Raw genomic sequence first — 25,257 nt, 5'->3', positions numbered from 1 at the left:
CTTCTAGACCGCCTGCCAGAGGGATAGGGAGAAGCGGGCTTCACCGTCGGTCCACCACGCGGCCGGGGTGAAGCCCGCTTTGTCCAGTTCGGCCTCGACGCCGGAGCGATGGAACTTGGCGGAGATCTCGGTGCTGAGCTCCTCGCCCGCGGCGAACGTGACGTCGAGGTGGATCTCCGGGATCAGCACGTGCATCGCGCGGGTGGCGCGCAGGTGCATCTCGATCCACTCGTTGTCGGCATCCCAGATCGCGACGTGCTCGAACGCGTCGACGTCGAAGTCCGCGCCGAGTTGCCGGTTGATCACCCGGAGCACGTTCTTGTTGAACTCGGCGGTGACGCCGGCCGAGTCGTCGTACGCCGCGACCAGCGTGGCCGGATCCTTGACCAGGTCGGCTCCGAGGAGCAACCACTCACCGGGCTCGAGGACGTCGCGGATCGACTGGAAGAAGGACTCACGCTCGGCCGGAATCAGATTGCCGATGGTGCCGCCAAGGAAGGCGACGATCCGTGGCGGATCACCGGGCAGCTTGTCGAGGTGCGCGGTGAAGTCACCCACCACACCGTGTACGTCGATCGTCGGGTAGTCGGCGTTGATCGCGTCGGACGCCTCCCGCAGCGCGGACTCCGACACGTCCAGCGGTACGAAGCTGGTCAGCGTGCCGTGATCGCGCAGCCCGTCGAGCAGCAGCCGGGTCTTCTCCGACGATCCGGATCCGAGTTCGACCAGCGTGTGAGCCTTGGTGATCTCCGCGATCTCGCCGGCCCGGGCGCGGAGGATCTCCCGCTCGGCCCGGGTCGGGTAGTACTCCGGCAGCCGGGTGATCTCCTCGAACAGCTCACTCCCCCGCGCGTCGTAGAACCACTTCGGCGGTAACCACTTCGGCGTCGCCGACAGCCCCGCCCGGACGTCCTCCCGCAGCGCGCGAGCCACGTAGTCCGGGGTCAGATGTACGTCGATGAGGGTCACTCTCGTCCTTCCAGATGGGTGATCTGCAGCGTTGTGGCGGTGGCCACGAGCAACGAATGATCAGGTACTTCGTCCCAGTCGCCGGAACCGAACGGCTCCGAGCTGATGGTCACCGAGTCGGCGGTCTGCCGGACCCGGAGCGAATGTGTCCACGAGGTGGCGACGATCTGCTCGCCGTCGGTCAGCAACAGATTCAGCCGCGAGCCGGGCGCGACCGACTCCACTTCCCGGACGACGGATGCCACGGCGTCGGCCGGCGGGATCCCGTCGCGAAGACGGTTGGAGACGAGCGCGAACAGCAGTGCGGAGTCGACCGGTGCGTCGAGCTTCAGCAACTCGGCGACCGGCAACTGCTCGGCCAGTTTGACGGTCGACTCCGGCCAGCCGGGAAGCCGTCCGTTGTGGCTGAACATCCAGTTCCCGACCTTGAACGGCGACACCGAGGACTCGGTGTGCGGCATGCCGTCGGTCCCGTTCCGTACGGCGGCGATCACCGCACCGGACCGGATCGAGCCGGCCAGCTCCGGCAGGTTGTCATCGGTCCAGATCGGCACGTTCCGCCGATACCGGACCGACCGGCCGTCGACGTACCAGCCGAGGCCGAAGCCGTCGGCGTTCACCGTGCCGCCGCCGCGCATGTCCCGCGGCGACCAGCTCTGCTCGAACAGTGAGTGGGACGGCTCTTGGACCAGAGATGCCAGCGTGACCGCCGGTCCCAGGTAGGCGAGGTGGCGGCACATCAGCTGTGCAGCTCCTCGGGCCGGGGGTCGCGGGCGCACCGGAAACCGGCGAAGATCTGCCGGCGGATCGGGTAGTCCCAGTTCCGGAAGGTGCTTCGGGCAACGACCTCGTCGGTGCCGAAGGAGCCGCCGCGGAGCATCTTGTAGTCCGGCCCGAAGAACACCAGCGAGTACTCGTCGTACGGCCACGCCCGGAAGCCCGGATAGCCGTGGAAGTCGCTCGACGTCCACTCCCAGACGTCCCCGATCAACTGCTCCACGCCCAACGGCGATGCGCCCGCCGGATACGCCCCGACCGGTGCCGGCGACAGGTGTCGCTGTCCGAGGTTCGCGTGCTGCGGACCCGGGCTCTCGTCACCCCACGGGAACCGCCGCGTCCGCCCGCTCGCCGGGTCGAACCGCGCCGCGAACTCCCACTCCTCCTCGGTCGGCAGCCGCTTCCCGGCCCACTTCGCGTACGCCTCGGCCTCGTAGAAGCACACGTGCATCACAGGCTCGTCCAACGGCAACCGCTCCCGGTGCCCGAACCGGAGCCGCCACCACTCGCCGTCCACGCTCTCCCAGAACCGTGGCGCGACCAGCGACGCCTTCTGCACATGCGCCCAGCCGACCTCCGACCACCACTGAGGATCGTCGTATCCACCACCGAGCACGAACCGCAGGTAGTCCCCGTTCGTCACCGGGACCGTGTCGATCACGTACGGCGCCACATGTACGGCGTGTGCCGGCCGCTCGTTGTCCAGCGCCCAAGGCTCGATCGACGTACCCATCTCGAACACACCGCCCGGCACGAACACCTCTTTTTTGGCCAGCTGACGTCCGCGAGGCGGCGGAGGTGCATCGAGCACCGGCTCGCCGGCGCGCAGCTGGTGGGTCGCGAGCATCGTCTCGTCGTGCTGCTGCTCGTGCTGCGTGATCATCCCGAACGCGAACGCGTTGTCCACCAGCTCACGCCCGGCGTCGAACCGGACATGATCGAGTACGTCGAGGACCTTGTCCCGGACCTCGGTCACGTACGCCCGGGTCTCGACCGGATTGAGCAGCGGCAACGCCGGCCGCTCTGCCCGCGGGTGCTCGAACGCGTCGTACAGCTCGTCGATGTCCTGGCGCACCGGCTCACGGCCGCCGACGTCGCGGACCAGCCAGAGCTCCTCCTGGTTGCCGACGTGCGCGTAGTCCCAGACCAGCGGCGACATCAGTTTGGAGTGCTGCTTGACCAGGTCGTCGGTGTCGACCGCATCGGTCAGCTGCACGGTCCGCGACCGGGAGCGCTCGAGCTGCTCGCCGACGTACGCGCGCAACCCCTCCGGTGACAGATCGGATAGCTGGTGATTCATGAAGCTCGCCTTCCCTGGGTGTCGAGGACGATGCGCTGCAGCCGGGTTGCGACGGCAGCGATGAGTCCGGGATCCGCACCGGTCCGGTCCAGGACTTCGGTCCCCAGGTCGACCACGTCCCGGGCGGCCTGGAGGACGAGCTTGTCCTCAAGTCCTTCGCGAGCCGCCGGGAACCAGCGACCGGCAGCCGGCTCGGCTGCGGCCAGCACCTGGTCCATCGGCGCGGACATCAGTGCGGTGAGCAGCAGGGTCGGGGCGATCCACCCGTCTCCCGGCTGCGTGTCGAGGTAACGCACCTCGAGGTACCCGCGCGGTCGCACCGGCGGGAACAGCGTGGACAGGTGATATTCCAGGTCGTCGTACGTCGGCCTGTCGCCGGGCAGCTGTCCGTCCGCCCAGGCGCCGAACGTCAGTCCGGTCGGTGCGTCCCACGTGTCGCCCCGGCGCAAACAGAGCACCGGCGCCTCCATCGCCATCCGTGCCCACGCGGCGGCCGGATCGCCGTCGAGCGGCGGCGGCTCGGTGAAAGGAGCACAGGTCCCGAACGTCGCCTCCGTCCGGGCCGAGGCCCACCCGGTGTCCGCACCGGCGCGACGGCGGGAGTTGGCGAACAACCCGACCAGGGCCGGGCCGAGATCGTGCAAGGCACGCCAGCGGAGCGCGGTCTGGTCTGCTTCGCCTGCATCGAGGCAGATCTGCAGGCCGGCGCTGCTGCACATCATCCGTGGGCCGTGCGGCCCGAGCCGCTGGAAGGCGTGTTCCATCGCCGCGTAGCGCGGGACGGTGAGGATGCGGCGGGGTGTGCGGAAGGGATCCAAGCCGTGATCGCCCAGGACCAGGTCCGCATCGAGAAGGAGGGCCGTGAGCTCGGCGGCGTCGGCGGCGGTGTCGTCGATCAGTCGGGAAATCGATTCCGACGCCGGAACTGAGATCTCTACCTGGCCACCCGGCTCAACCGTGACCAGAGCGCCCCGGCTCAACGGCAGCTGCGGACTGCCTCTGACCAGGGTCGCGGGGGCGTGCAGCCCCAGGGCTTTGCTCAACCGGCCGGCGTCGAGGGGCCGGTGCGGATCATCCGCATGATGCACTGTCCACTCGAGCTCGACGCCGTACAACCGAGGTGGACCGTGCTTGAAACAGACCATCGCGACGAAGCCCTCCGCCTCGGCCCGGGAGCCGATCGGAGTCGTCGCCGGAGAACCACCGGACGAGGTCACGTCAGCGAACCTAGCTCCGGACCCAGGCCTGGACAACCGACCAGAAATTACCTGGCGGTGACGTGTGGGGTGCATGTCGAATCATGCGCAGCATGCTTCCCGACGCCACCGACAGTTTCTGGCCCGATCAGGACCGCATATTCCGCTCTGAGCGAAATCGGCAGCTCAGCGGAAGCGCGGGCAGGTCGTACAGGCCGCCACATTCGGCAGCACGTAGAAGTAGCAGCAGGACGTCCGGAGCTTCTGCTCCAGCGACACCCCGAACGCCGCGGCGGCACGATCGGCGTACGGCGCCTCGTCCGGCAGACGGATCGCGGCCCGCACCTCGTCGTCGACCGCACCGAACCGCTGGAGCGACCCGAGCTTCACACCGGGCTCATAGGAGTCCAGAAACGCTTCGGTGTGCGTTTTGAGTTGGACGGCCGCAGTGTCGAGTGACACCACCTCGTCGGACAGCAAAGCGACTTCGGACGGGTAGTGCGCGGTCGGGTGCCGTTTGAACGCCAGAGCGGCCGGTGAAACGTCAGGTGACATCCCGGTGACCGCCGTACTCACCGCAGCAACCAGTGCCGGCACCTGGACGTACCACATCAGCGTGAACATGGCTGCGACCTGCACCGGCGGCTCGATCGCGTAATCCCTGGCGTAGTCGGCCGCTGCGGCAGACCGCCATTCCAACGTCGGATCGCCGCCGGCCTGCTGGTCCGCGATCAGCTCCGCACACGAAACCCAGTCCGGTCCGGGCGCTGTGCCCAATCGGTCCGCAGTACGCACGGACATCCAGCTGACCGAGTCAGCCAGTACGTCCGCCAGACGGCTCACGGTGTACGTCACCCAGCCAGCCTACGATCCGGTACGACGACAGGGGCGCCACCGACCTCCACCACGGTCGCCTTCAGCCCGAACACGTCGTCCAGCAACGCTGCGGTCAGTACGTCGACCGGTCTGCCCTCCGCAGCGATCCGCCCGTCCCCCATCACGACCAGGTGGTCGGCGTACTGCGCTGCCAGGGTCAGGTCGTGCAGGACCGCCACAACGGTCCGCCCTGAGACTGCGGCGGCGTGGATGACGTTCATCACGTCCACCGCGTGGGCGAGGTCGAGGTACGTCGTCGGCTCGTCCAGCAACAGGTGCTGTGTCCCCTGTGCCAGCACCATCGCGATCCACACCCGCTGTCGCTGTCCACCGGACAGCTGGTCGACCGGTCGGTCCCTGAGCTCGGTCAGCTCGACCGCATGCAACGCCTCGTCAATCGCGGTGTCGTCCTCGGCGGTCAGCCGACCGAACAGTCCGCGATGCGGATGGCGGCCGCGCGACACCAGTTCGGCCGCAGTGATCCCTTCGGGCGTCACCGGACCCTGCGGAAGCACACCGAGCCTTCGGGCCAGTTCACGGGCCGGCAGCTGGTGGATGTCCTTGCCGTCCAGCAGCACCCGTCCGCTCTGCGGAGTCAGCAGTCTGCTCATCCCACGCAGCAGAGTGGACTTGCCGGACCCATTCGGCCCCACGACCGCGGTCAACTGACCGGACGGCACGTCCAGCGTCAGTCCGTCCACGACCGGCGTACCAGCGTCGTACGCAAGGGTCAGGTTCTCGACGTGCACTAGCGTCCCTTCTGCTGACGGCCGATGAGATGAAGCAGGTACGGCGCTCCGCACGCGGCCGTGACTACGCCGACGGGCAGCTCGTACGGACCGACCTGCGCCCACTGCAGCCCGTTTCGCGCGAGCAGATCGGCCAGTACGACGAACAGCCCGCCGAGCATCGCCGTGGTCATCAAGGGCGGTCGCTCCATCCGAGTCAGGCGCTGGGCGACCTGTGGTGCGACCAGTGCGACGAACGCGATCGGTCCGGCACCCGCGGTCGCCATCGCAGCCAGCACGGTTGCAATGACCAGCAAAACAAGGCGAATCCGAGCTACTCGAACTCCGAGCGACGACGCCACGTCGTCACCGAGCACCAGCGCGGACAGGTCCCGGTTGAACATCATTGCCACCGGCAGCAACAGCACGACCGCGATCAGGACCGGGATCGCGTCACTCCAGGCTCTGGCGTTCAGTGAACCGGCCAGCCAGGCCGCCGCCCGACCGGCGTCGTTCACGTCACCGACCACCAGCAGCCAGGCAACCAGCGAGTTCGCCGCGGCCGCGATACCGACACCGATCAGCACGACCTTGCCCGCGTCGACTACACCCCGCTGGACCGACAGCGCACCGACTATCAGCGTCGCAACCAGTCCACCGAGCACAGCCGCCAACGGGATGCCGACCTTCGCCGCGAAACCGGAGATGTTGCCGCCGCCAGTGCCGGCGAGCACGATCACCGCGACCGCACCCGCGGACGCACCCGAGTTGACGCCGATGATGTCCGGGCTCGCTAGCGGGTTGCGCGACAACGTCTGCAGCAGCGCACCCGACACCGCGAAAGCAATCCCGACCAGCAAGCCGGTGGCGACTCTCGGAAGACGGAGCTCGATCACGACGAGCCTGGTGCCGCGACGACCGCCGCCGAGCAGCACCTCGACCACATCGGCGATCGGGAGTTTCGCCGTACCTACACTCAAGGAAATCAAGGCAATCGCGATTGCGAGCGCAGCGAAGAGGATGCTCAGGACAACGGTCCGGGATCTCACAGGGCCACCGCCCGACGGCGTACGACGATCACGAACAGCGGAGCGCCGACGATGCCGAGGACCACGCCGGCCTGGACCTCGCCGGCGCCACCGACCAGACGGCCGACGAGATCCGCGAGCACCAAGGCCGTCGCACCGATGACGCCTGCGGCCGGGATCAGCCAGGTGTTGCGGGCGCCGAAGATCCGGCGCGCAACGTGGCCGGACAACAGTCCCAGGAACCCGATCGGACCACAGGCCGCGACCCCCGCCGCGGTGAGCAACCCGATCGCCCCCAGCCCGACCAGGCGAGCCCGCCGAACCGACAGCCCAAGGCCCGCGGCCACGTCGTCGCCCAGGGCAAGCATGTCGAGATCGCGAGCGTTGATTGCGGCCAGCAACAATCCGAGCACCGCGAACGGCAAGACCTGACCAGCCACGTCCAGACCACGACCCGACACCGAACCGACCGCCCAGAAGCGATAACTGTCCAACGTGTCCGCATCGAGCAGCACGATCGACGACGTCAACGCCCCCAGCAACGCAGCGACGGCAGCACCCGTGAGCGCCAACCCAACCGGAGTCGCGCCGGTGCCACGCGCCGCCAACTGCTGTACGGTGAACGTCGCGATCAACGCACCGACCAGGGCAACCCAGACCGTCGACGAGACGGAGTCGACCAGGCCCAATTGCAAACCGAGCACGACCGCGAACGCCGCACCGGAGCTCACCCCGAAGATGCCCGGCTCGGCCAGCGCGTTGCGAGTGTGACCCTGCATCAGCGCGCCGGCGATCCCGAGACAGAGTCCGATCAGCGCCGCGACGACAGTTCGTGGGAACCGCAGGCTGCGGACGATCACGTCAGCGTCGGATCCGTTGTTCGCGACGAGCGAGTGCCACAACGCACCCGGGCCGAGCCAGCGCGAACCGAACGCGAGGCTGGCCGCGAACGCCAGCACCAGGACGACGACGAGTACGAGAAGTTGTGAGGTACGTCGTACCGCAGGACGCGCAGTAGGCGGTGCGGGCGAAACGGCGGAGGACATATGGTTAGGGTTGCCTTACTTTGCTGAGGTCGAGAGTCACCTTATCCCGTCGCTTGGAGACACCTGTGCGCCCGCCTCGCTTCACCGCCCTGCTCGCCGTCGCAGCCCTCGCCCTCACCGCCTGCGGTACTTCGGACTCCGGCGACGCCGCCGCTCCGGACACTGCCGGCGCCGGCTTCCCGCGGACTGTCGAGCACGCGATGGGCAAGACCGAGATCAAGACGAAGCCGAAGCGGGTGGTCGCGCTCGACACGAGTTTCGTGGACGCGACGCTGATCCTGGACACGCCGGTCGTCGGGTACACCGACTACCGCACGATCAACGGGGCGCTGCCGGACTACCTCGGCGACGACAGGACGAAGTACGGCTCGGAGGCGAAGTCGGTCGGCACGCTGGCCGAGCCGAACCTGGAGAAGATCGCCGAACTGAACCCGGACCTGATCATCACCGCGAAGGTCCGGCACGAGAAGCTCTACGACCAGCTGTCCGCGATCGCACCGACGATCATGTCCGAGACCACCGGGGCGACCTGGAAGGACAACATCCGGATGGAGGCGAAGGCGCTCGGCGAGGAGGATCTCGCGGAGAAGGAGATCTCGTCGTACGAGCAGGCGGCCAAGACGGTCGGTGCCGCGATCAACGCGAAGGCGCACAACCCGACCATCTCGGTGGTCCGGTTCGTCGACGGGCCGACCCGGCTGTACCAGAACGCCAGTTACTCCGGAATCGTATTGTCCGACGCCGGACTGAAGCGGCCGAAGTCGCAGGACGTGAACGGCTTCGCGCTCGAGATCAGCCCGGAACGGATCAAGGACGCGGACGCCGACGCGATCTTCGTGGCCGCGTACGCCGACGACAAGGGCCTGAGCGCGAAAACCGAAGCCCAGTTCAAGGCCAACCCCCTCTGGAAGCCCCTCGCCGCCAAGGTCCACGACGTCCCCGACCTCACCTGGATGACCGCCGTAGGCATCCAAGGCGCCTGGTCCATCCTCACCGACCTAGCCAAAACCTTCGACGTACCCACCCCCGTCAAGCCTTAGGTAGGGTCGGCCGCATGACCGCTCTGACCCGTTGGCATGTCGGTGCGTGGACTACGCGGGGGACGTTGCGTGGGGAAGCGCCGGCGCCGGGGCGGAAGCGGACGAGTGACGAGTTGTACTTCGATGTGGTGGGGTTGGCTCGGATTTTGGGGCGGCGGTTGTCGGGGCGGGATGAGTTGCAGGTAAGGCTGTGGCAGAACGAGTTGCGGCCGACGCATACGCGGATGTGTGGGGTGCACACGTTGGCGGATCCGGCCAATGCTCAGCTGCTGCAGGACACTGCCCAGGAAGCCCTTGCCTGGTTGGGTGAGCGGGCGCCGGCTGGGTACGAGTTCGTGCTGACTGATGCGGTCGAGCTGCGTCCGGTGCTGGACCTCGACGGCGAGGTGGTGGCGGTGGACGCGGTGGTTGAGCTCGCCGGTGCAGTCCTGCCGGCGGCGCGGCTGGCGGCGGCTCATGTACGGCGGTCGTCGTCGGGCGAGTGGTACGCCGGTGATGCGGTCTGCAACTGGTCGGGTCCGCATGACACGGCCGACGCTGCGATTGACGTCGTACGGGCTGCTCGTGCCGAGTTGGTGGAGCAACTGCGGGCGGCGGGTCGGGATGACCTCGCCGCCACGGCCGATCGGTGGCCGGCTGTTCCGGTCGTTTAGCTCGCGGTTTCCGGAAGCTTTTCGGCGCTGGGTGGCACATTCTTTCCGGAAAGCAGGTGTCGGGTGAGGAACGCCAGCTCGGTTTCGACGACCTGCTCGTGGGCGTCGAGGAAGGGCGCGTAGTGGCCACCGGGGACGCGGATGAGTTCTGAGTTGGGAGTGCGCTCGGCGGCGGCCAGCGTGGGTGCGCTGAGGGCGGACTGGTCGTCGTCGCAGACGACGTACAGCAGTGGGCAGCGGACCTGCGGCGCGTACTTCGCGGGGCGGTAGAACGCGGCCGGAAAGATCGAGCGGGCGGCGATCGTCTGCTCCCAGTCGGCGTACTGATTGCCAGGGCGAAGAGCCTTGTCGGTGTCCAGTGAGTCCGGCGTGTTCAGCAGGGCGACTGTGCCGGGCGGGCCGGACAACGCGACCAGCTTCGGCGGGCGGCCGACGAGGGCGCCGAGGCTGTCGAGGATGCTTCGACCGACCATGCGGAGGGCGCCGGCAGTGGTCTGGTGGCGGGAGGCGTTCCGGGTGACCGTTGGGCCGTCGACGTTCGCGGACTGGGCGATGGCGGCCGAGATGCCGGACTGTTCCGCGGCCAGTTGGATGATGTAGCCGCCGGGGAGCGAGAACGCCCAGATGGCGACCCGCTCGACGTCCGGAAGCGTTGTGGCGTAGGCGATCGCGGCCCGCCAGTCGTCGAGCTGGTCGGCGATCCGGGCGACCTGCCGCGGCTCACCGCCGCTCTCGCCGAAGTGCCGATGGTCGAACGCCAGCACGCTGAACCCGGCCGCGCTGAACCGCTCCGCGAACCGGTCCGTGCCCGGCTCCTTGGTCACACCGAATCCGCCGGTCATCACGACGCACCCGCCGTTCGACCCCGGGTAGTACCAGGCCGCGCACGCGACCCCACCACTCGTGAAGCTCACCTTTTCGCGCATGATTAAAGTGAACCACGTGGTTCGCAAACTGTCTACGCCTGTTCTTCGCGCTCCAGCGCCCGGACCAGCGCGGCGAACCCGGCGTCGATCCCGGCCGCGTCACCGCTTGTCCGCCACTCGATCAGGAACCCGCGCAGGGTGGCCAGGATCAGCTCGGAGACCTCCCGTTGACGCTGCTCGGACCAGTCCGGCGGACACAGCGTCAGCAGTGTCGGCAGGTACTGACGTGAGGCCGTGCGGGCCAGGTCGGCGTACCGGCCCGCGTCATACATCGCGAGGCCGATTGCCTGGTCCAGCACCCACGACTCCGCGCCGATCAGCGTCGGCCACATCGAACGGACCCGGTCCGCGAGCGATCGGTCGCCCGGGCCTTCGGTCGCGGCGGCGAGTGCGCGGGTGATCCGTCGTTCGCGCAGTTGGAGGACGGCTTGGGTGAGGAGGTCTTCGGGGCCTTCGAAGTGGTACAGCAGGACCTTGTGCGTCGTACCGGCAGCTCTCGCTGCACGTCGGAGCGAGAAGTCGACGAGGCCATTGGTGCCGAGCTCGTCGGTGACTTTGTCGAGCAGCTCCCGCCGCCGCGCTTCGCCCCGCGGCGACTTCACCGACCGCCTGTACCCTGCGCGTTCCTCCGTCATCCAGTCAGTATCTAGGTGAAGCTGGCCACGAAGTAGCCGACGCCGTACGGCGCGGCGTTGTAGGTGAGGTCGCCGGTCAGGGTGGTGCCTTCGAGGGCGGCCGCCAGGACCTGCCATGGGGCGCGGCCGGCGGCTTGTAGTTCGGCGGCCAGGTCTGGGTCTAGAGCTTCGAGTACGTCGAGATCCCTGTTGTGCAAGGCGGTTGCGACGGTGGTGTCGAAGATCTCGGCGCGGGGGTGGAGGTGGACCGGCGAGTGTTCACTGCGGCGGGCTGAGCCGTCGCCCATTATCAGGAGGCCGATGCGGTCGTTGCCTTGAGCAATCTGCCGGCCGATTTGGAGGCAGTCGGCGGGGGTGGTGGCGGTGGGTACGGCGCGGTAGGTGCGGGGTAAGCCGGCTGCCTTCGACTGCTCCAGGAGCCAGCCGCCGACCGCGAGAGACAACGGAAGGACGGGGTCGCCGGTGCCGAACCGTAAGCCGGGCGCGCCGTAAGCGCCGAACGAACCGGCGGCGGCGCCGGGATAGGTGGCCGTCGGCGCCGAACCGACGACCAGCACAGCAGCTGTTTCGGCCAGGTGCTCGATTGCGGCTAGGCAGGCGGTGCGTAGGTCGTCTAGCTCGGGTGCCGCGCCCGATGCGACCTCAGGTACGAGCAGCGGTGGATGTGGGCAGACAGCAGCAGCAACGACAGGCACGGGTCAGGCTTCCCGGAGGTAGCGGAAGAAGAGGTAGTCGTCGGAGGCTGTCAGCGTCGACTGCAGTTTCATTCGTCGGGTGAGGGTCGTCGGCGTACCCGCCGTAATCCGCCCGGAGCCAGGACCGGCCAGCAACGGAGCCAGCGCGAGACACAACTCGTCCACCAGATCCGCAGCGGTCAGCGCACCCAGCAGATGCGGTCCGCCCTCGCACAGGATCTGCGTCATCCCCCGAGCCGCGAACTCGTCGACCACCCCCTGCAAGTCGACGTCGCCCTCCCCCAGCACGAGAACCTCCGCCACCTCCGCCAGCGCCTCCCGACGCTCGACCGGCGACGCTGCGTGCGTCACCACGATCGGCCGCACCGCGGACTGGAACACCGGGTTCACCGCGCTCAACTCCAGCCGCGACGACACGATCGCCAACGTCGGGTTCTCCGCCAGCCCGTTCGCCGTACGCCACTCCCGCGCCGCCTTCGACAACCGCAGCGGCGTGTACCCCTCGTCGCGGATCGTCCCCGCACCAACCAGCACCACATCCGCCAACCGACGGATCGTGCTGAAGACCCGGCTGTCGGAGTCGCTCGACAACGACTTGGACTGCCCGTCGATCTCGACCGCACCGTCCAGGCTGCTGACGAAGTTCGACCGTAGATGCGCCGTCGACCGGTCCGCTACCTCGTAAGCGGCGATCAGTTCCTCGTCGGTGAGTTCGTCCAGGTGAGGCATCAGGCCAGGCTCCTTCGGGTTCCGGCGGGCTGTGCGGTGCCGCGCAGTACGGCGATGAAGTCGAGCGCCTGCCGCGCGGCCGGTACGTCGTGCACCCGGAAGACCCGGGCGCCGAGCCAGGCCGAGATGGTGAGCGCCGCGAGCGTCCCGTTGCCGCGCTGTCCGGGCGGCAACTCCAAGGTCTCGCCGATGAAGTCCTTGTTCGACACCGCGACCAGGACCGGCCAGCCGGTGGCGGCCAGTTCGTCCAGGCGGCGGGTCAGCTCGAGCGACTGCAGCGTGTTCTTGCCGAAGTCGTGGGTCGGGTCGATCAGGATCCCGTCCGGCCGGACCCCGGCCGCGAGCGCACGGTCCGCGAGGGCGGTCGTCGTACGGATCACGTCGGCGACCACGTCGTCGTACGCCATCCGGTGCGGGTCGGTGCGCGGCGAGAGGCCGCCGACGTGGCTGCAGACGAGCCCGATGCCGGCCTCGGCGGCGGCGTACACGAGGTCCGGGTCGGCACCCGCCCAGGTGTCGTTGAGGAGATCGGCGCCGGCCTCAGCGACCCGGCGGGCGACCACGCTGCGGTAGGTGTCCACGCTGATCACGAGCGACGGATGCCGCGCCCGGATCCCGGCCACGAAGTCGACCGTCCGGCGGAGCTCCTCGTCCTCGCTGACCGGTTCGCCGTACCCGGCCTTCACGCCGCCGATGTCGACCAGGTCGGCACCGTCCGCGACCGCCTGGTCGATGGCCGCGTAGGCGGCGTCGTTGGCGTACGTCGCGCCGCGGTCGAAGAACGAGTCGGGCGTCCGGTTGACGATCGCCATCAGGGCGAACTCACCCACCCCGAACGACCGGCTGCCGAGCCGGAGTACGCCGTCACCCTCGTCCGCCACGGGACCGACTGTAACCGGCGGACCGCCACGCATGCAGAACTGGCATCCGGCGGGGTGTTCCACACCTGGCGACCCGGGTTCTGCCTGCGTGGAGATCCGCCCACCAGTTCCCCGACCGGCCACATATCCTATAGGATTCCCCTCAGATGCCCCGCCCACCGCTGCAGATCGGGTTGCCGATGCCACGATTCACCGAGTTCGAGACGTACGACGTCCGCTTCCCCACGTCGCTCGACCTGGACGGCTCCGACGCGATGAACACCGACCCGGACTACTCCGCGGCGTACGTCATCCTGCGGACCGATGCCGGCGACGGGCTCGAGGGGCACGGCTTCGCGTTCACGATCGGCCGCGGCAACGACATCCAGACCACCGCGATCGAGGCGCTCCGCGACTACGTGGTCGGGCTCGACCTGGACGCGACCCTCGACGACCTCGGCGGGTTCTGGAAGTCGCTCGTGCACGACTCGCCGCTGCGCTGGCTGGGCCCGGAGAAGGGCGTCATGCACATGGCGATCGGCGCGGTCGTCAACGCGGTGTGGGACCTGGCAGCCAAGCGGGCCGGCGTACCGCTGTGGAAGCTACTGTCCGACCTGACCCCGGAGCAGATCGTCGACCTGGTCGACTTCCGCTACCTGACCGACGCGCTCACGCCCGACGAGGCACTCGAGATCCTGCGCGCGGCGAAGGCGGGCCGGCCCGAGCGGGAGGCGGTACTGCGGGAGCGCGGCTACCCGGCGTACACGACGACGCCCGGCTGGCTCGGGTACGACGACGCGAAGCTGGTCCGGCTCTGCCGGGAGGCGGTCGCGGACGGGTTCACCCAGATCAAGCTCAAGGTCGGCGCCAATCTGGACGACGACGTACGCCGGATGCGGCTGGCCCGCGAGGCGGTCGGGCCGGACATCCGGATCGCGATCGACGCCAACCAGCGCTGGGACGTGGACGAGGCGATCCGCTGGGTCGGGGCGCTCGCGCCGTACGACGTGTGGTGGGTGGAGGAACCGACCAGCCCGGACGACATCCTCGGGCACGCGGCGATCGCGCGGGCGATCGCGCCGATCAAGGTTGCGACCGGTGAGCACGTGCAGAACCGGATCGTGTTCAAGCAGATGCTGCAGGCCAAGTCGCTGTCGGTGCTGCAGCTCGATTCGGCCCGGGTCGCCGGGGTGAACGAGAACATCGCGATCCTGCTGCTCGCGGCCAAGTTCGGCGTACCGGTGTGTCCGCACGCGGGTGGGGTAGGACTGTGTGAGCTGGTCCAGCACCTGTCGATGTTCGACTACGTCGCGGTGAGCGGATCGATGCAGGACCGGGTGATCGAGTACGTCGACCACCTGCACGAGCACTTCCTGGACCCGGTGGTGATTCGGGACGGGCACTACGTGGCACCGGTGCGGCCCGGGTTCGGCGCGGAGATGGATGCCGAGACGCTGACCGACTTCCGGTACCCGAGTGGCAAGATCTGGACCGACCTGACCAAGGAGAACAAGTGACCGATTTCGCCGGCCTCCGTGCGGTTGTCACCGGAGGCGCGCAGGGCATCGGGCTCGCCGCCGCCACGCTGTTGGCGTCGCGGGGCGCCCAGGTGGTCGTGTTCGACCTCAAGCCCGAGGTCGCCGAGCCGCTGACCGGGATCGCCGCGGACGTCACCGACGACGGCTCGGTCCGGGACGCGGTCAGCGCGGCCGCGCTCCAGCTCGGTGGGATCGACATCGTGGTGAACAACGCCGGCATCGGCGCCCAGGGCACCGTCGCTGCCAACGATGACGACGAGTGGCACCGCGTCCTCGACGTCAACGTGGTCGGCATCGCCCGGGTGACGCGGGCGGCGCTGCCGTACCTGCGGAAGTCGCAGTCGGCCGCGATCGTCAACACCTGCTCGATCGCCGCGACCGCCGGCCTGCCGAACCGCGCGCTGTACTCGGCGAGCAAGGGCGCCGTCCTCGCCCTGACGATGGCGATGGCCGCGGACCACGTCCGCGAAGGAATCCGGGTCAACTGCGTCAATCCCGGTACTGCGGACACGCCCTGGGTCGGCCGATTGCTCGACGTCGCGTCGGACCCGGAGGCCGAGCGAGCCGCACTCGAAGCCCGGCAGCCGATGGGTCGGCTGGTCTCGGCGGACGAGGTCGCGAACGCGATCGCCTACCTGGCCAGCCCGCTATCAGGCTCGACGACAGGTACGGCGCTGGCCGTCGACGGCGGCATGCAGAACCTGCGACTCCCGGCGACCCGCTGATGAAGCTCTTCCCGGACGACCAGCGGATCGGACTCGGCGGGGCACCGCTGGGCAACCTGCTCGGCGAGGTCAGCGACACCGAGGCCGTCGAGACGGTCAACGCCGCGTGGGACGAGGGCTGGCGGTACTTCGACACCGCGCCGCACTACGGACTCGGTCTGGCCGAGGAGCGGCTCGGCGCCGGGCTGCAGGGCAAGCCGCGCGACGCGTACGTGCTGTCCAGCAAGGTCGGGCGGATCATCTACAACGCCTCCGAAGCCGCGGTCGACGACGAGGGATTCGCGGTCGACACCACGCGCCGGCGGCGGTGGGACTTCAGCCGGGACGGCGTACTGCGGAGCATCGAGGACTCGCTGCGGCGGATCGGCACCGATCGGCTCGATGTCGTGTTCGTGCATGACCCCGACGATCACTACTCAGACGCGGTCGCGACCGCGTTCCCCGCGCTGATCGAGCTCCGCGAGCAGGGGGTGATCGGCGCGATCGGGTCCGGGATGAACCAGACGGCGATGCTGACCCGGTTCGTGCAGGAGATCGACCTCGATGTGATCATGCTGGCCGGCCGGTACACGCTGATCGATCCCGACGGCCTCGACGACGTACTCCCGGCGTGCCTCGAGAACGATGTGCAGGTCGTTGCTGTCGGCATCTTCAATTCGGGTCTGATGTCGCAGCCGCGCCCGGCGGCCGGCGCCACCTTCAACTACGAGCCCGCGGCGCAGGCCCTGCTCGACAAGGCCAACAAGCTCGCCGACATCTGCGAGTCGCACGGTACGACGCTCCCGGCCGCAGCACTCGCGTTCCCGCTGGCGCACCCTGCCGTGGCCGGGATCGCGGTCGGCTGCCGCACTCCGGAAGAGGTCCACACCAACGCAGCGCTGTCCCGCGACAAGGTCCCCGCGGCTCTGTGGTCAGACCTGAAGTCGGCCGGCCTGCTGCGCGAGGACTCGCCTACTCCGCAGGAGTAGTGCGGGAGGCCAGGTGTAGTGCCAGGCGTTCGTCCGGGTTGGTGAGGTCTACGCCTAGTAGGTGCTGGATCTTGGTGATCCGGGCTGCTGCGGTGTTGCGGTGGATGCCCAGTACTGCGGCGGTTTCGGCGACGGAGGACTCGGTGTCGAGGTAGACAGCCAGAGTGGTGACCAGGTCGCCGGGCTGGCCTTTGATCGGGGCGAGCAGGGCTTGAGCGGCGGGCTGGAAGGTGTCGGTACGCGTCCACGCCAGCAGGAGCTGGGCCAACCCAAGACGGTCGACGTGCAGGAAGCGGCCCGTTTCGGCACGACCGCGGGCCAGACCGGATGCATCACCGGCCTCGGCCAGGCTGGTCGCGATTCCGCTCGGACCAGGCTGCACTCGGCCAACACCGACGTACGCATCGACCGTCTGCACCAACCGCCGCTGCACCCGCCGAATCGCGGCGGCCTGCTCCTGCACCGCTGTCGCAGTCGGCTCGCTTACGGCGGTGATCCACGCGGACCATCCGTCCCCCTGCTCCACCACAACCGCCCGCAGCCCCTCGGCATCGAAGGCCTCCACGACGTCGGCCCGGCGGCCTGCGACGTCCACCTGACCATCAGCGCCGATCCGGATACCCGTGTGCCATCCGTCGAGCTGCCAGCCCACCTCAACGGCACGACGCCGGGTAGCCTCCGACGGTTCACCGTGCAGCAGTTCACCGAGCAACGACGTACGTTGGCGAGCATCCCGCTCCAGCTCCAGCCGTCGCAGCGCCAACCGCTCCCCCACCGCCGGTGCGACCACACTCAGCACCTCAGGTACGGCGGCAACCTCGGCCGGCACCACAGCAGGCAACCGGGCCACCAGCCAGCAGACCGGTCCGACACCCAGCACAGCAACTGCGATCAACACCGCTCCACCCGGCAAATCGACCCGGTACGGCGCAGCCCACCCGACCGGCACTCTCGGCAACGTACCGACCAGCGCTGCTCGATCCTCTGCCTCCAAGGGCTCACCGGCCAGCGTGCCGCCGTCAGCGCCCGCCAACGTGACCGGGCGTTCCAGGACGCTCGCGGTAGTCCGCAGTACCGACTCCAGATCACCGTTCGCCCGGCGCAGCGCCGACACGGCTCGGAGCACCAGGTCCGACCGAACTACCTCCGGCTCGGTTGTGACGCGGCGCAGGTGCTCATGTGCCGCCAGCGGATCCGGCGACCCCAGCACTGGCAGATGCAACCGCTCCGCCAGCAGCTGAGCCCCACGCCCCAACGGCTCCACACCAGCCAGCAACACCGCCCCAGCACCGGCGGCCGACGCCCGGCTGATCAGAGCATCGATGCGCCAGTCCGTGTGATCCTCCGCCAGCAGTACGACGAGCAGCTGCCCATCCATCCGCTCCGGATGGACCGAGACCTCCATCACCACCACAGACCCAGTCAGCCGACGATCCGCGTCCCCACCGAGCACCACCACCCCTCGCCAGCCCGGTGACGTGAGCATCGCCGCCAACGACGGAGGCAGTCCCTTCACGACGCCTCCAGGAGCTGGGGTTCACATGCCAGGCCGAACGCTTCCGGCCCGACACGGGTGATGCGGTCGCCGCGCCGCCACCACGCTGGACCAGGCAGCGCGACCACCAGGACCTCGTCGCCGGTGCGGATGGCGTCGACGGCAATGGGCTGCAGGGTACGGCGGTCGAGGACGCAGAGCAGGTCCGGTGTGGTGACCACCGGACTGCCGTCGACCAGCGCCAGAAGGTATTCGTTCTCGGTTTCGATCCGGATGACTGCTCGGCTACTGGAGTCGACCACGCAGACGCTGCCGCGACCGAACGCGGCACCACCGTCGGCGATCAGGTGGCGGGCGACCTCCTCGACCCTGCCGCTCGCCAGCAACCGTCCACCCAAACCGTCGGCAAGGGCAGCTGGCGTGGCTCCTGGTTCGAGACCGGCGTGGGCGCGGCCGAGCGCCAGAGCCCGCGTCAGACTTCCCTGCACCGCGTCGGCCACCGCAGCGTCCACCGGGGTAGGCGCCAGCGCCAGCACTGCCCATCCACCGGTGTGCGCCACGAAACTGCGCACCGCGCGCTCCAGACCGCCCGCGTCGACGTTGTCCACGACGATCACCTGCCCGCTGGGATCACTGAGCGCACAGGGTGTCAGCGAACGGCCGGCAACCGCCCACGAGAACTGGTCCAGCCGCGGCATCGCCCGGCCCATCAGGTCGGCATCCACCACCGGCAGACCGAGATCCAGCGCTGCGATCAGCGGGGTCAGTCCGTTGAGCCCACCGGCCTCCAGCGACATCAGCCCGGTGACGTCCGCGCCGGCCCACCGGCTGACCGCCCGTACCGCCGTGTCGAACTCACCGCCGCTGGGCAGCTTCTCCATCAGCACGCTGGTCGCCCCGACCACGCCGATTGGACTCACCAGCGCACCCGGTACGTCCGAGGCATCGCGCAGTACCAGCTCTCCAGCACCGAGCCGGCGCCGCAGCATCCGCCCGAACGCACCGGTGTCGCCGCCACCACCGGACCCGAGCAGCGTGACGCCGACTACCAACGCCTCCAGGTCTTGCTCCCGGATGACTACGGTCATGGGGCCTCCCGGCCTGGACTGAGGAGTGCAGGGAGCGAAGCGACCGGAGCGACGAGGGAAGGCCGGGAGTTACAGCCCCATGACCCGCCGCGCCGGAGGCGTGGCATCAGTACGGTCATGGGGTTGATCCTGCCACCGCGAGCGGCTGTGAGGTGGAATCTCAGCCCGCCGCGGAGGGGTCAGCACGGCGGGCCGAGAGCTATGGGGTGGTGACTACTAGGTCGCCGCGGCGCTCGACGGGGCTGAATTCCACGTCCAGTCCGAAGCACGACGGGCCGAAGACCGCCAGGGCCTCGGGTGTCCGCATGAGGTCAGGAGTGGAGATGCCGACCACTGTGACCCGCTGGCCGTAGCGGAGGCCCTCTGTGGTGATCGGCTCCGCGGTGTCGGCCTCCAGCACACAGATCAGGTCCGGCACCGTGCACACCACCTCACCGTCGACCTCAGCGACCAGGTTCTCGTTCTGGAACCGCAGCTCGAGCTCGGACGTCCCGTCGTACGCCGTGAACCGCGCCCGCCCCCGCGCGAAGCCCTCAAGGGTACGGCGTTCCACATCGACCACCTTCCCGCGGAACAACACCCGCAGGTGGTTGTAGAGCGTCGGCGCCAGCGCAGCCCGCAGAGCCTCGACCGGATCCCGATGCGATTCCCGCGCCTCCCGGACCGCACGCCCGATCGACAGTCCGAGCGACAGCGTCCGCGGTACGGCGGTGCGCTTCACCTCGGCGCCCGTCATCGAGTACTCCGCGATGTGCGCGACCCCGCCGAGCCGGACCGTCACCCCACGCGCCAGCCACTCCATCTGCTTGTTGTCCATGCCGGTGTCGATCACCACGGTCTCGTCATGCTCCCCCGCGATCGCCATCGGCGACCCGGGTACGCCGTACACCGAGAACGTCTCCATCTGCAGCTCGGGGAACGCGCGCCCCATCCCGTCCGCGTCGACCACCGGCAGTCCGGTCCGGGCCGCGACGAGCAGCGGGATCATCGAGTTGATACCGCCGCACTCGATCGGCATCGTCGCGTCCGCGGTCCGGCCGAGATGCTTCTCGAGGGCTCGCAGGGCGCCGACCGGTTCGCTGCCGCGCGGGATCTTCTCCACGATCACGGTCGGCGCACCCATCTGCGCGGTCGGGATCACGAACGCGTCGTCGGCCAGCTCGTCCGGGTCCAGGACCGTCACCGGCCCGTGCTCGCGAATCGCCTGCTCGACCAGCAACCGCCCGATCAACGGATCCCCACCACCACCGGTCCCGAGAATCGCCGCCCCCCGGGCGAGATCCCTCAAGTGCTCGATGTCCAACACCCAGCTCATGTCCGTCCTCGCTTCGCTCCGGGCGGACATGAGGCACGGATCGCGCTGTGCTTTCTGATTCCCTCGCTGCGCTCGGTCATACGGTCTCCAGTGCCCGGATCGGGTCGAGGTCGTAGCCGAAGTAGCGCGGGCCGACCAGCTCGATGCCTGCCGGTGAGTGCCAGCGTTCGTCGGCGGGCGCTGCGAGCACGCTGACGCGGTGGCCGTAGCGGAGCGCCTCGGTGGTGATCGGCTCGCCCGACTCCGTGTCGAGGACGATGATCAGGTCCGGTGTGGTGGCGACCGCGGTTCCCGCCAGCTCGGCGACCAGGTGCTCGTTCTGGAATCGCAGGACCATCACCTCGCCGTGCGACGCGTCCAGTCCGTCGACGGTCGCATCACCGCGGGCGAAGCCGGTCGTCGTACGGCGTTGCACATCGACGACCTTGCCGACGTGCAGCAGTCGTCCGCCGAGCTCGTCGACCACGGCCGCGACCGGATCGCTGTGCTGACTCTGGGCTCGCTCGATTGCCCGGCCGAGCGCGACGCATTTGCTGAGCGTCCCGGCGACGAACGCGCCGCGGATCTCGGCGCCGGTCATCGCGTACAGCGAGACGATCGCGGAGCAGCCCATGTCGACAGTCGCCGAGCGTGCGAGCCGTTCGGCCCACTCGTTCGTGACGGTGTCGAACACGCCGCGATTGCCCTTCTCGTCGACGATCGACATCGGCGTCGCCTCGATCCCGGCCAGCGTCGGCAGCACCATCTGCAGCTCGGGGAACGCGCGTCCCATCCCGTCGCCGTCGACCAGCGGCAGCCCGAGCTGCGCGGCGGCGATCACCGGGACGGTCGAGTTGACCCCGCCGGCCTCGATACAGGCGATATGGGTCGGCGTCTTCCCGACGTACTTCGCGAGGGTCTGCACCGCGACGGAGATCTGGTCCGCCGACGGCAGCTTCTCCACCATCACCGTCGGCGCACCCATCATTGCCACCGGCAATACACAGGCGTCGTCCGGAAGGTCGCCGACGGCAACGATCTCCACCGGACCGTGCTCGCGCACCGCCCGCTCGGCGAGCAGCTTCCCGATGTGCGGGTCCCCGCCGCCCCCGGTGCCCAGCACGGCGGCACCGCGGGCGAGGAGCCCCAGCTCTTCGGCACGCAGCTTCATCGCAACCACTCCACTCCGGACACCAGGGCCATCACAATCGCGGCTCCGGCCGCGCGCCCCGCGTGGCCGGCGCTTCGTCGCTCAGTTGCGATGGCCTGGAGGTCCGCGCTCATGACGCCCCCAGCCGGAGGTCGCCGACCGCCTTGCAGCGGATGCGGGTCGCGTTGCCCGGCAGGTACGGGATCGGTACCTCGTCGAAGTCCACGATCCGCACGGCCGCGGGATCCGCGCCGGCCGCGATCGCCCGGTCGACTGCCTCCTGCCGTGCCTCGTCGACCACCGCGTCCCGGCGGCCCGGGTCGATCGCGTACACCCGGTCGACCTCGCCGCCGACCTGCGCGATCGCGGCGCCGATCGCATTGGCGACCGCGAAGTGATCCGGCCTGTGTACGGCGAGACTGCCCGGCAGATCGTCCGGCAACAGGATCGAGCCGCCACCGACCACCACGACCGGCAGCGGATCGGGCGACGTACGCATCCGCTCCACCGCGTCCGCGATGTCCGCCGCCACCCGGGCCAGAGCCGACTTCACCAGCGCCGGATCCAAATCGGCGACCGCGGCGGCGTCACCGATCTCGGCCCGACCGGCCGCGACCGCGATATCCGTCGCGGTCAGCGTCTTGCCGCCGAAGACCAGCGCTTCCTCGGTCAGCCGGTAGCCGACCGACCGCGGCCCGACCGTCACCTGATCGTTGCCTTCAGCCACCAAACTGCCGCCGCCGATCCCGATGCTGAGCACGTCGGGCATCCGGAAGTTCGTCCGTACCCCGGCCACGTCGACCTCGGTCGTCGCCTCCCGCGGGAAGCCGTGCGTGAGTACGCCGACATCGCTCGTCGTACCGCCGACGTCGACGACTGCGCACGTGTCGAGACCGGACAGCAGGGCCGCACCGCGCATCGAGTTGGTCGGGCCGGACGCGAACGTGGCAACCGGGTACCGGCGGGCGAAGTCGACGTCCATCAAGGTGCCGTCGTTCTGGCTCAGGTACAGCGGGGCGGAGATGCCGTGGCCGGCCACCGCGCCGGACAGACCGTCGACGATGCTGGCGGCCAGCTCGCGGAGCGCGGCGTTGATGATGGTCGCGTTCTCCCGCTCCAGCAGGCCGATCCGGCCAATCTCGTGCGACAGCGAGATCGCGACGTCGTCGCCGAGCTCGGAGCGCAGGATCTCTGCGGCGGCCAGCTCGAACTCGTTGCTCACCGGCGAGAACACCGACGAGATCGCCACCGACCGGACGCCGTGCTTGACCATGTCGCCCGCGTGCCGGCGCAGCTCGTCCTCGTCCAGCTCGGCGATGTGCCGACCATCGAACTCGTGCCCGCCGTGGGCCAGATAACTCCGGCCGCTGATCGCCTCGACCAGCCGCTCCGGCCAGTCGACCAGCGGCGGCAGCGACGCGGTGGCCGGCAGCCCGAGCCGGAGCGCCGCGGTCGGAGCCAACCGCCGGGCCTCGACCAGCGCGTTGATGAAGTGCGTGGTGCCGATCATGACGGCCTGGACCTGCGCCGGGTCGAAGGATCTCTCCGCCTGCAGCCGGTCCAGCGTGTCGATGATGCCCGCGGTCACATCCGCACTGGTCGCGGACTTGTTGGCCGCGAGCACGGTGGTGCCGTCGAGCAGCACGGCGTCGGTGTTGGTGCCACCGACATCGATGCCGATACGCATTCAGATCCTCCCAGGTTGTACGACGGTGCTGATCTCGGTCCGCTCACTGTCCATGGTGCGGCTGGTGCCGACGCCGCGGATCAGGCCGAGCTTGCCTGCCACGACGTACGCCGCGAAGCCGACGACGAGTGAGTTGATGCTCGGTAGACCCCACGCGACGTACTTGCCGATCAGTGCGGCACCGATCCAGATGATGATCGTCGCGGGTACCCACGTCGGCGCGGTCGCGGGCAGCGTGCCCTCGGACCTGGTCGCTTCCAGCTCGGGGCGCCAGCGCTTCACGACGAAGTACTCCGCGACCATGATCCCGGCGATCGGCGGGAACGCGACGCCGAGCACGGTCAGGAACTCGGTGAACTTGTCCAGGATCCCGACGGCCGCGAGCACGCTGCCGAGGAGGCCGACCACGAGTGTGACCACGGCTCGGTTGACGTGCCGGCCGAAGACGGTGCCGATGAAGTTCACGACGCCAAGGCCGGAGCTGTAGAGGTTCCAGTCGTTGATCTTGATCGTGCCCAGGATGATCACCAGGGTGCCGACCCAGCCGACCGATGAGGTGACGATCGTGATCACGTTCGCCGAACCGACCGCGTGGGCGAGCAGTACGCCGACCAGGCCGATGACGTACTCGCCGAGCGTGATGCCGAGGACGGTCTGCTTGACGACGTCACCGACAGTGCGGTTGTAGCGGGTCATGTCCGGGGTGATCACCGCGCCGACGATGAATCCGCCCGCGACCAGCGTCGTACCCGCGAGCAGGCTGAGATGCGGACCCGGCGGGGCCGCATTCACCAGCGAGCTGAGGCTGTGGTCGGACAGCTCGCTGATGATCGACCAGCCGACCAGGACGAGGAACGCCGGGACGGTCACGTACGCGACCCAGGCCATCGAGTGGAAGCCACGCAGTACGACGAGCGTCACCGCGAGACCGAAGACGAGCGACCAGCCCCACGTCGGCAGTACGCCGATCAGCTGGCTCAGACCGGCCGCGGACACCGCGGACTGGATCCCGAACCATCCGATCAGGCTGATCCCGATCGCCAGCCCGATCAGCGAAGAGCCGGCCTGACCGAAGCCGGTCCAGCGCGCGACCACCGAGGTCTGCAATCCCTCGCGGGCGCCGATCACGCCGATCAGGATCGCCACCAGTTCGAGGATGACCGCGCCGAGCGTGAGCGCCCAGAACGCGGTCCAGAAGCTCATCCCGAACCCGAGCGTCGCGCCGAGCAGGAACTGGCTGAGCGCCGAGATCTGCCCGAACCGCTGGGTCGCGACGGACCACCAGGAGTACCGCGCGTGCTCCGGGACCCGAGCAAGCGCGTAGTCGTCCGCACCAACAGTCGTACCGGCCATAAGAACCTCCAGCCCTGGGATTTCACCGAACGTACGTCTCCAGGCAGGCGGCTTCACCGTCCAGTGTGCACACCCCACGGCCGACGACTGTGCATCCGGCCCTGCTCGCTAAGGACAGGAGGTAGTAGGTCTCGGCGCCGCCGCGCACGCTCAGGACGAGCGGCGGGACCCGCCTTTTCCCGACTACCTCCTGTCCTTACCGCTGCCAGTGGACCTTCAGGTGGTCCCGGCGGCCGAGCTTTTCGATGCGTTCGGTCACCCGTTCGCTGAACTGCCGCAGCACGCCTGGGTCGTCCGCCTCGACCCGCAGCTCCAGCCTGGTCGGCTCGGAGCGCAGGGTCCAGGTTGCGCCGCCGAGGTCGACGACCAGCTCCCCCGGCGCGCTCGCCAGCACCTTCATCCCGCCGGGACCGTGCCCGAAATGACTGCCCAGCTGCTCGACGTAGCGCGCGGCCCGTTCGGTCTCGGCGTACCCCTCTATGAACGGCATCCCGGTTCTCC

Annotated in this window: 25 protein-coding genes; 5 read left to right on the top strand and 20 right to left on the bottom strand. The window is 68.9% G+C overall.

Annotated features, from left to right (window positions below; genetic code table 11):
- Positions 1-3 precede the first annotated feature (3 nt).
- The 8 genes from egtD to EV650_RS30770 all read right to left on the bottom strand — a co-directional run bounded on the left by egtD (position 4) and on the right by EV650_RS30770 (position 7,920).
- Positions 4-969 carry an L-histidine N(alpha)-methyltransferase gene (gene egtD, locus EV650_RS30805; protein WP_134122458.1) on the bottom strand — a complete coding sequence of 322 codons (966 nt, stop codon included), beginning with the start codon at positions 967-969 and terminating at the stop codon, positions 4-6.
- Positions 966-1,709, bottom strand: a complete 744-nt coding sequence (gene egtC, locus EV650_RS30800; protein WP_134122457.1) for an ergothioneine biosynthesis protein EgtC — start codon at positions 1,707-1,709, stop codon at positions 966-968. The genes egtD and egtC overlap by 4 nt, the downstream gene beginning before the upstream one ends.
- Entirely contained in the window at positions 1,709-3,046 is a 1,338-nt protein-coding gene (gene egtB / locus EV650_RS30795) for an ergothioneine biosynthesis protein EgtB (protein WP_134122456.1), read from the bottom strand. Before egtB ends, egtC begins: the two co-directional genes overlap by 1 nt.
- The gene (locus tag EV650_RS30790) at positions 3,043-4,263 is read right to left on the bottom strand and encodes a glutamate-cysteine ligase family protein (protein ID WP_134122455.1); all 1,221 of its coding nucleotides are present in this window, start codon (positions 4,261-4,263) and stop codon (positions 3,043-3,045) included. The genes egtB and EV650_RS30790 overlap by 4 nt, the downstream gene beginning before the upstream one ends.
- A 165-nt stretch (positions 4,264-4,428) precedes the next feature.
- Complete coding sequence (locus EV650_RS30785) at positions 4,429-5,097, bottom strand: (2Fe-2S)-binding protein (RefSeq protein WP_134122454.1); 669 nt, start codon at positions 5,095-5,097, stop codon at positions 4,429-4,431.
- Complete coding sequence (locus EV650_RS30780; protein WP_134122453.1) at positions 5,094-5,867, bottom strand: ABC transporter ATP-binding protein; 774 nt, start codon at positions 5,865-5,867, stop codon at positions 5,094-5,096. Before EV650_RS30780 ends, EV650_RS30785 begins: the two co-directional genes overlap by 4 nt.
- Positions 5,867-6,895, bottom strand: a complete 1,029-nt coding sequence (locus EV650_RS30775; RefSeq protein WP_134122452.1) for a FecCD family ABC transporter permease — start codon at positions 6,893-6,895, stop codon at positions 5,867-5,869. Before EV650_RS30775 ends, EV650_RS30780 begins: the two co-directional genes overlap by 1 nt.
- Entirely contained in the window at positions 6,892-7,920 is a 1,029-nt protein-coding gene (locus tag EV650_RS30770) for a FecCD family ABC transporter permease (RefSeq protein WP_134122451.1), read from the bottom strand. Before EV650_RS30770 ends, EV650_RS30775 begins: the two co-directional genes overlap by 4 nt.
- 65 nt (positions 7,921-7,985) lie before the next feature.
- Between EV650_RS30770 and EV650_RS30765 the strand changes: the two genes are divergently transcribed.
- Together EV650_RS30765 and EV650_RS30760 are read left to right on the top strand one after the other, a co-directional pair.
- Entirely contained in the window at positions 7,986-8,960 is a 975-nt protein-coding gene (locus EV650_RS30765; protein ID WP_134122450.1) for an ABC transporter substrate-binding protein, read from the top strand.
- Positions 8,961-8,974: 14 nt separating this feature from the next.
- Positions 8,975-9,613: a hypothetical protein gene (locus EV650_RS30760; protein ID WP_134122449.1), complete on the top strand. Its 639-nt coding sequence runs from the start codon at positions 8,975-8,977 to the stop codon at positions 9,611-9,613.
- On the opposite strand, the gene EV650_RS30755 is transcribed toward EV650_RS30760, so the two are convergent.
- From EV650_RS30755 to folP, 5 genes are read right to left on the bottom strand one after another with little or no spacing between them, the layout of a single operon-like run.
- Positions 9,610-10,539 carry an alpha/beta hydrolase gene (locus tag EV650_RS30755; protein ID WP_134122448.1) on the bottom strand — a complete coding sequence of 310 codons (930 nt, stop codon included), beginning with the start codon at positions 10,537-10,539 and terminating at the stop codon, positions 9,610-9,612. The two genes, EV650_RS30760 and EV650_RS30755, sit on opposite strands and share 4 nt — an antisense overlap.
- A 32-nt stretch (positions 10,540-10,571) precedes the next feature.
- On the bottom strand, positions 10,572-11,174 hold the full coding sequence (locus EV650_RS30750; protein ID WP_134122447.1) for a TetR/AcrR family transcriptional regulator: 603 nt from the start codon (positions 11,172-11,174) through the stop codon (positions 10,572-10,574).
- A gap of 11 nt (positions 11,175-11,185) precedes the next feature.
- Positions 11,186-11,869 (bottom strand): class III extradiol dioxygenase subunit B-like domain-containing protein, encoded by a 684-nt coding sequence (locus EV650_RS30745; protein ID WP_134122446.1) that lies wholly within the window; start codon positions 11,867-11,869, stop codon positions 11,186-11,188.
- A gap of 3 nt (positions 11,870-11,872) precedes the next feature.
- Entirely contained in the window at positions 11,873-12,598 is a 726-nt protein-coding gene (locus EV650_RS30740; protein WP_134122445.1) for a pyrimidine reductase family protein, read from the bottom strand.
- Positions 12,598-13,479, bottom strand: a complete 882-nt coding sequence (folP, locus tag EV650_RS30735) for a dihydropteroate synthase (protein WP_238174543.1) — start codon at positions 13,477-13,479, stop codon at positions 12,598-12,600. The genes EV650_RS30740 and folP overlap by 1 nt, the downstream gene beginning before the upstream one ends.
- 146 nt (positions 13,480-13,625) lie before the next feature.
- Here folP and EV650_RS30730 point away from each other — a divergent pair, with 146 nt between their 5' ends.
- Genes EV650_RS30730 through EV650_RS30720 form a run of 3 tightly spaced genes read left to right on the top strand, consistent with a single transcriptional unit; the run spans position 13,626 to position 16,689 of the window.
- Positions 13,626-14,975, top strand: a complete 1,350-nt coding sequence (locus EV650_RS30730; RefSeq protein ID WP_238174542.1) for an enolase C-terminal domain-like protein — start codon at positions 13,626-13,628, stop codon at positions 14,973-14,975.
- Positions 14,972-15,721 (top strand): SDR family NAD(P)-dependent oxidoreductase, encoded by a 750-nt coding sequence (locus tag EV650_RS30725; RefSeq protein ID WP_134122443.1) that lies wholly within the window; start codon positions 14,972-14,974, stop codon positions 15,719-15,721. The genes EV650_RS30730 and EV650_RS30725 overlap by 4 nt, the downstream gene beginning before the upstream one ends.
- The gene (locus tag EV650_RS30720; protein WP_134122442.1) at positions 15,721-16,689 is read left to right on the top strand and encodes an aldo/keto reductase; all 969 of its coding nucleotides are present in this window, start codon (positions 15,721-15,723) and stop codon (positions 16,687-16,689) included. The genes EV650_RS30725 and EV650_RS30720 overlap by 1 nt, the downstream gene beginning before the upstream one ends.
- Here EV650_RS30720 and EV650_RS30715 read toward each other — a convergent pair.
- The 7 genes from EV650_RS30715 to EV650_RS30685 form a co-directional block, all read right to left on the bottom strand.
- A complete protein-coding gene (locus EV650_RS30715; RefSeq protein ID WP_202874996.1) occupies positions 16,673-18,205 on the bottom strand; it encodes a PucR family transcriptional regulator in 1,533 nt (510 codons plus the stop codon). The genes EV650_RS30720 and EV650_RS30715 overlap by 17 nt on opposite strands.
- Positions 18,202-19,272: a DUF917 domain-containing protein gene (locus tag EV650_RS30710; RefSeq protein WP_202874994.1), complete on the bottom strand. Its 1,071-nt coding sequence runs from the start codon at positions 19,270-19,272 to the stop codon at positions 18,202-18,204. The genes EV650_RS30715 and EV650_RS30710 overlap by 4 nt, the downstream gene beginning before the upstream one ends.
- 199 nt (positions 19,273-19,471) lie before the next feature.
- The gene (locus tag EV650_RS30705; protein WP_134122441.1) at positions 19,472-20,587 is read right to left on the bottom strand and encodes an S-methyl thiohydantoin desulfurase family protein; all 1,116 of its coding nucleotides are present in this window, start codon (positions 20,585-20,587) and stop codon (positions 19,472-19,474) included.
- Between the two features lie 76 nt (positions 20,588-20,663).
- Positions 20,664-21,737: an S-methyl thiohydantoin desulfurase family protein gene (locus EV650_RS30700; protein WP_134122440.1), complete on the bottom strand. Its 1,074-nt coding sequence runs from the start codon at positions 21,735-21,737 to the stop codon at positions 20,664-20,666.
- 109 nt (positions 21,738-21,846) lie between these two features.
- Complete coding sequence (locus EV650_RS30695; RefSeq protein WP_134122439.1) at positions 21,847-23,403, bottom strand: hydantoinase/oxoprolinase N-terminal domain-containing protein; 1,557 nt, start codon at positions 23,401-23,403, stop codon at positions 21,847-21,849.
- Positions 23,404-24,756 (bottom strand): purine-cytosine permease family protein, encoded by a 1,353-nt coding sequence (locus tag EV650_RS30690; RefSeq protein WP_134122438.1) that lies wholly within the window; start codon positions 24,754-24,756, stop codon positions 23,404-23,406.
- A gap of 196 nt (positions 24,757-24,952) precedes the next feature.
- Positions 24,953-25,246, bottom strand: a complete 294-nt coding sequence (locus EV650_RS30685) for a DUF2218 domain-containing protein (protein ID WP_166678321.1) — start codon at positions 25,244-25,246, stop codon at positions 24,953-24,955.
- Positions 25,247-25,257: the final 11 nt, after the last annotated feature.

The sequence above is a fragment of the Kribbella kalugense genome (assembly GCF_004365875.1).
Classification (GTDB): Bacteria; Actinomycetota; Actinomycetes; order Propionibacteriales; family Kribbellaceae; genus Kribbella; species Kribbella kalugense.
The sequence above is the reverse complement of the archived record's forward strand: the minus strand, read 5'-3'. Positions and strand labels throughout refer to the sequence as shown.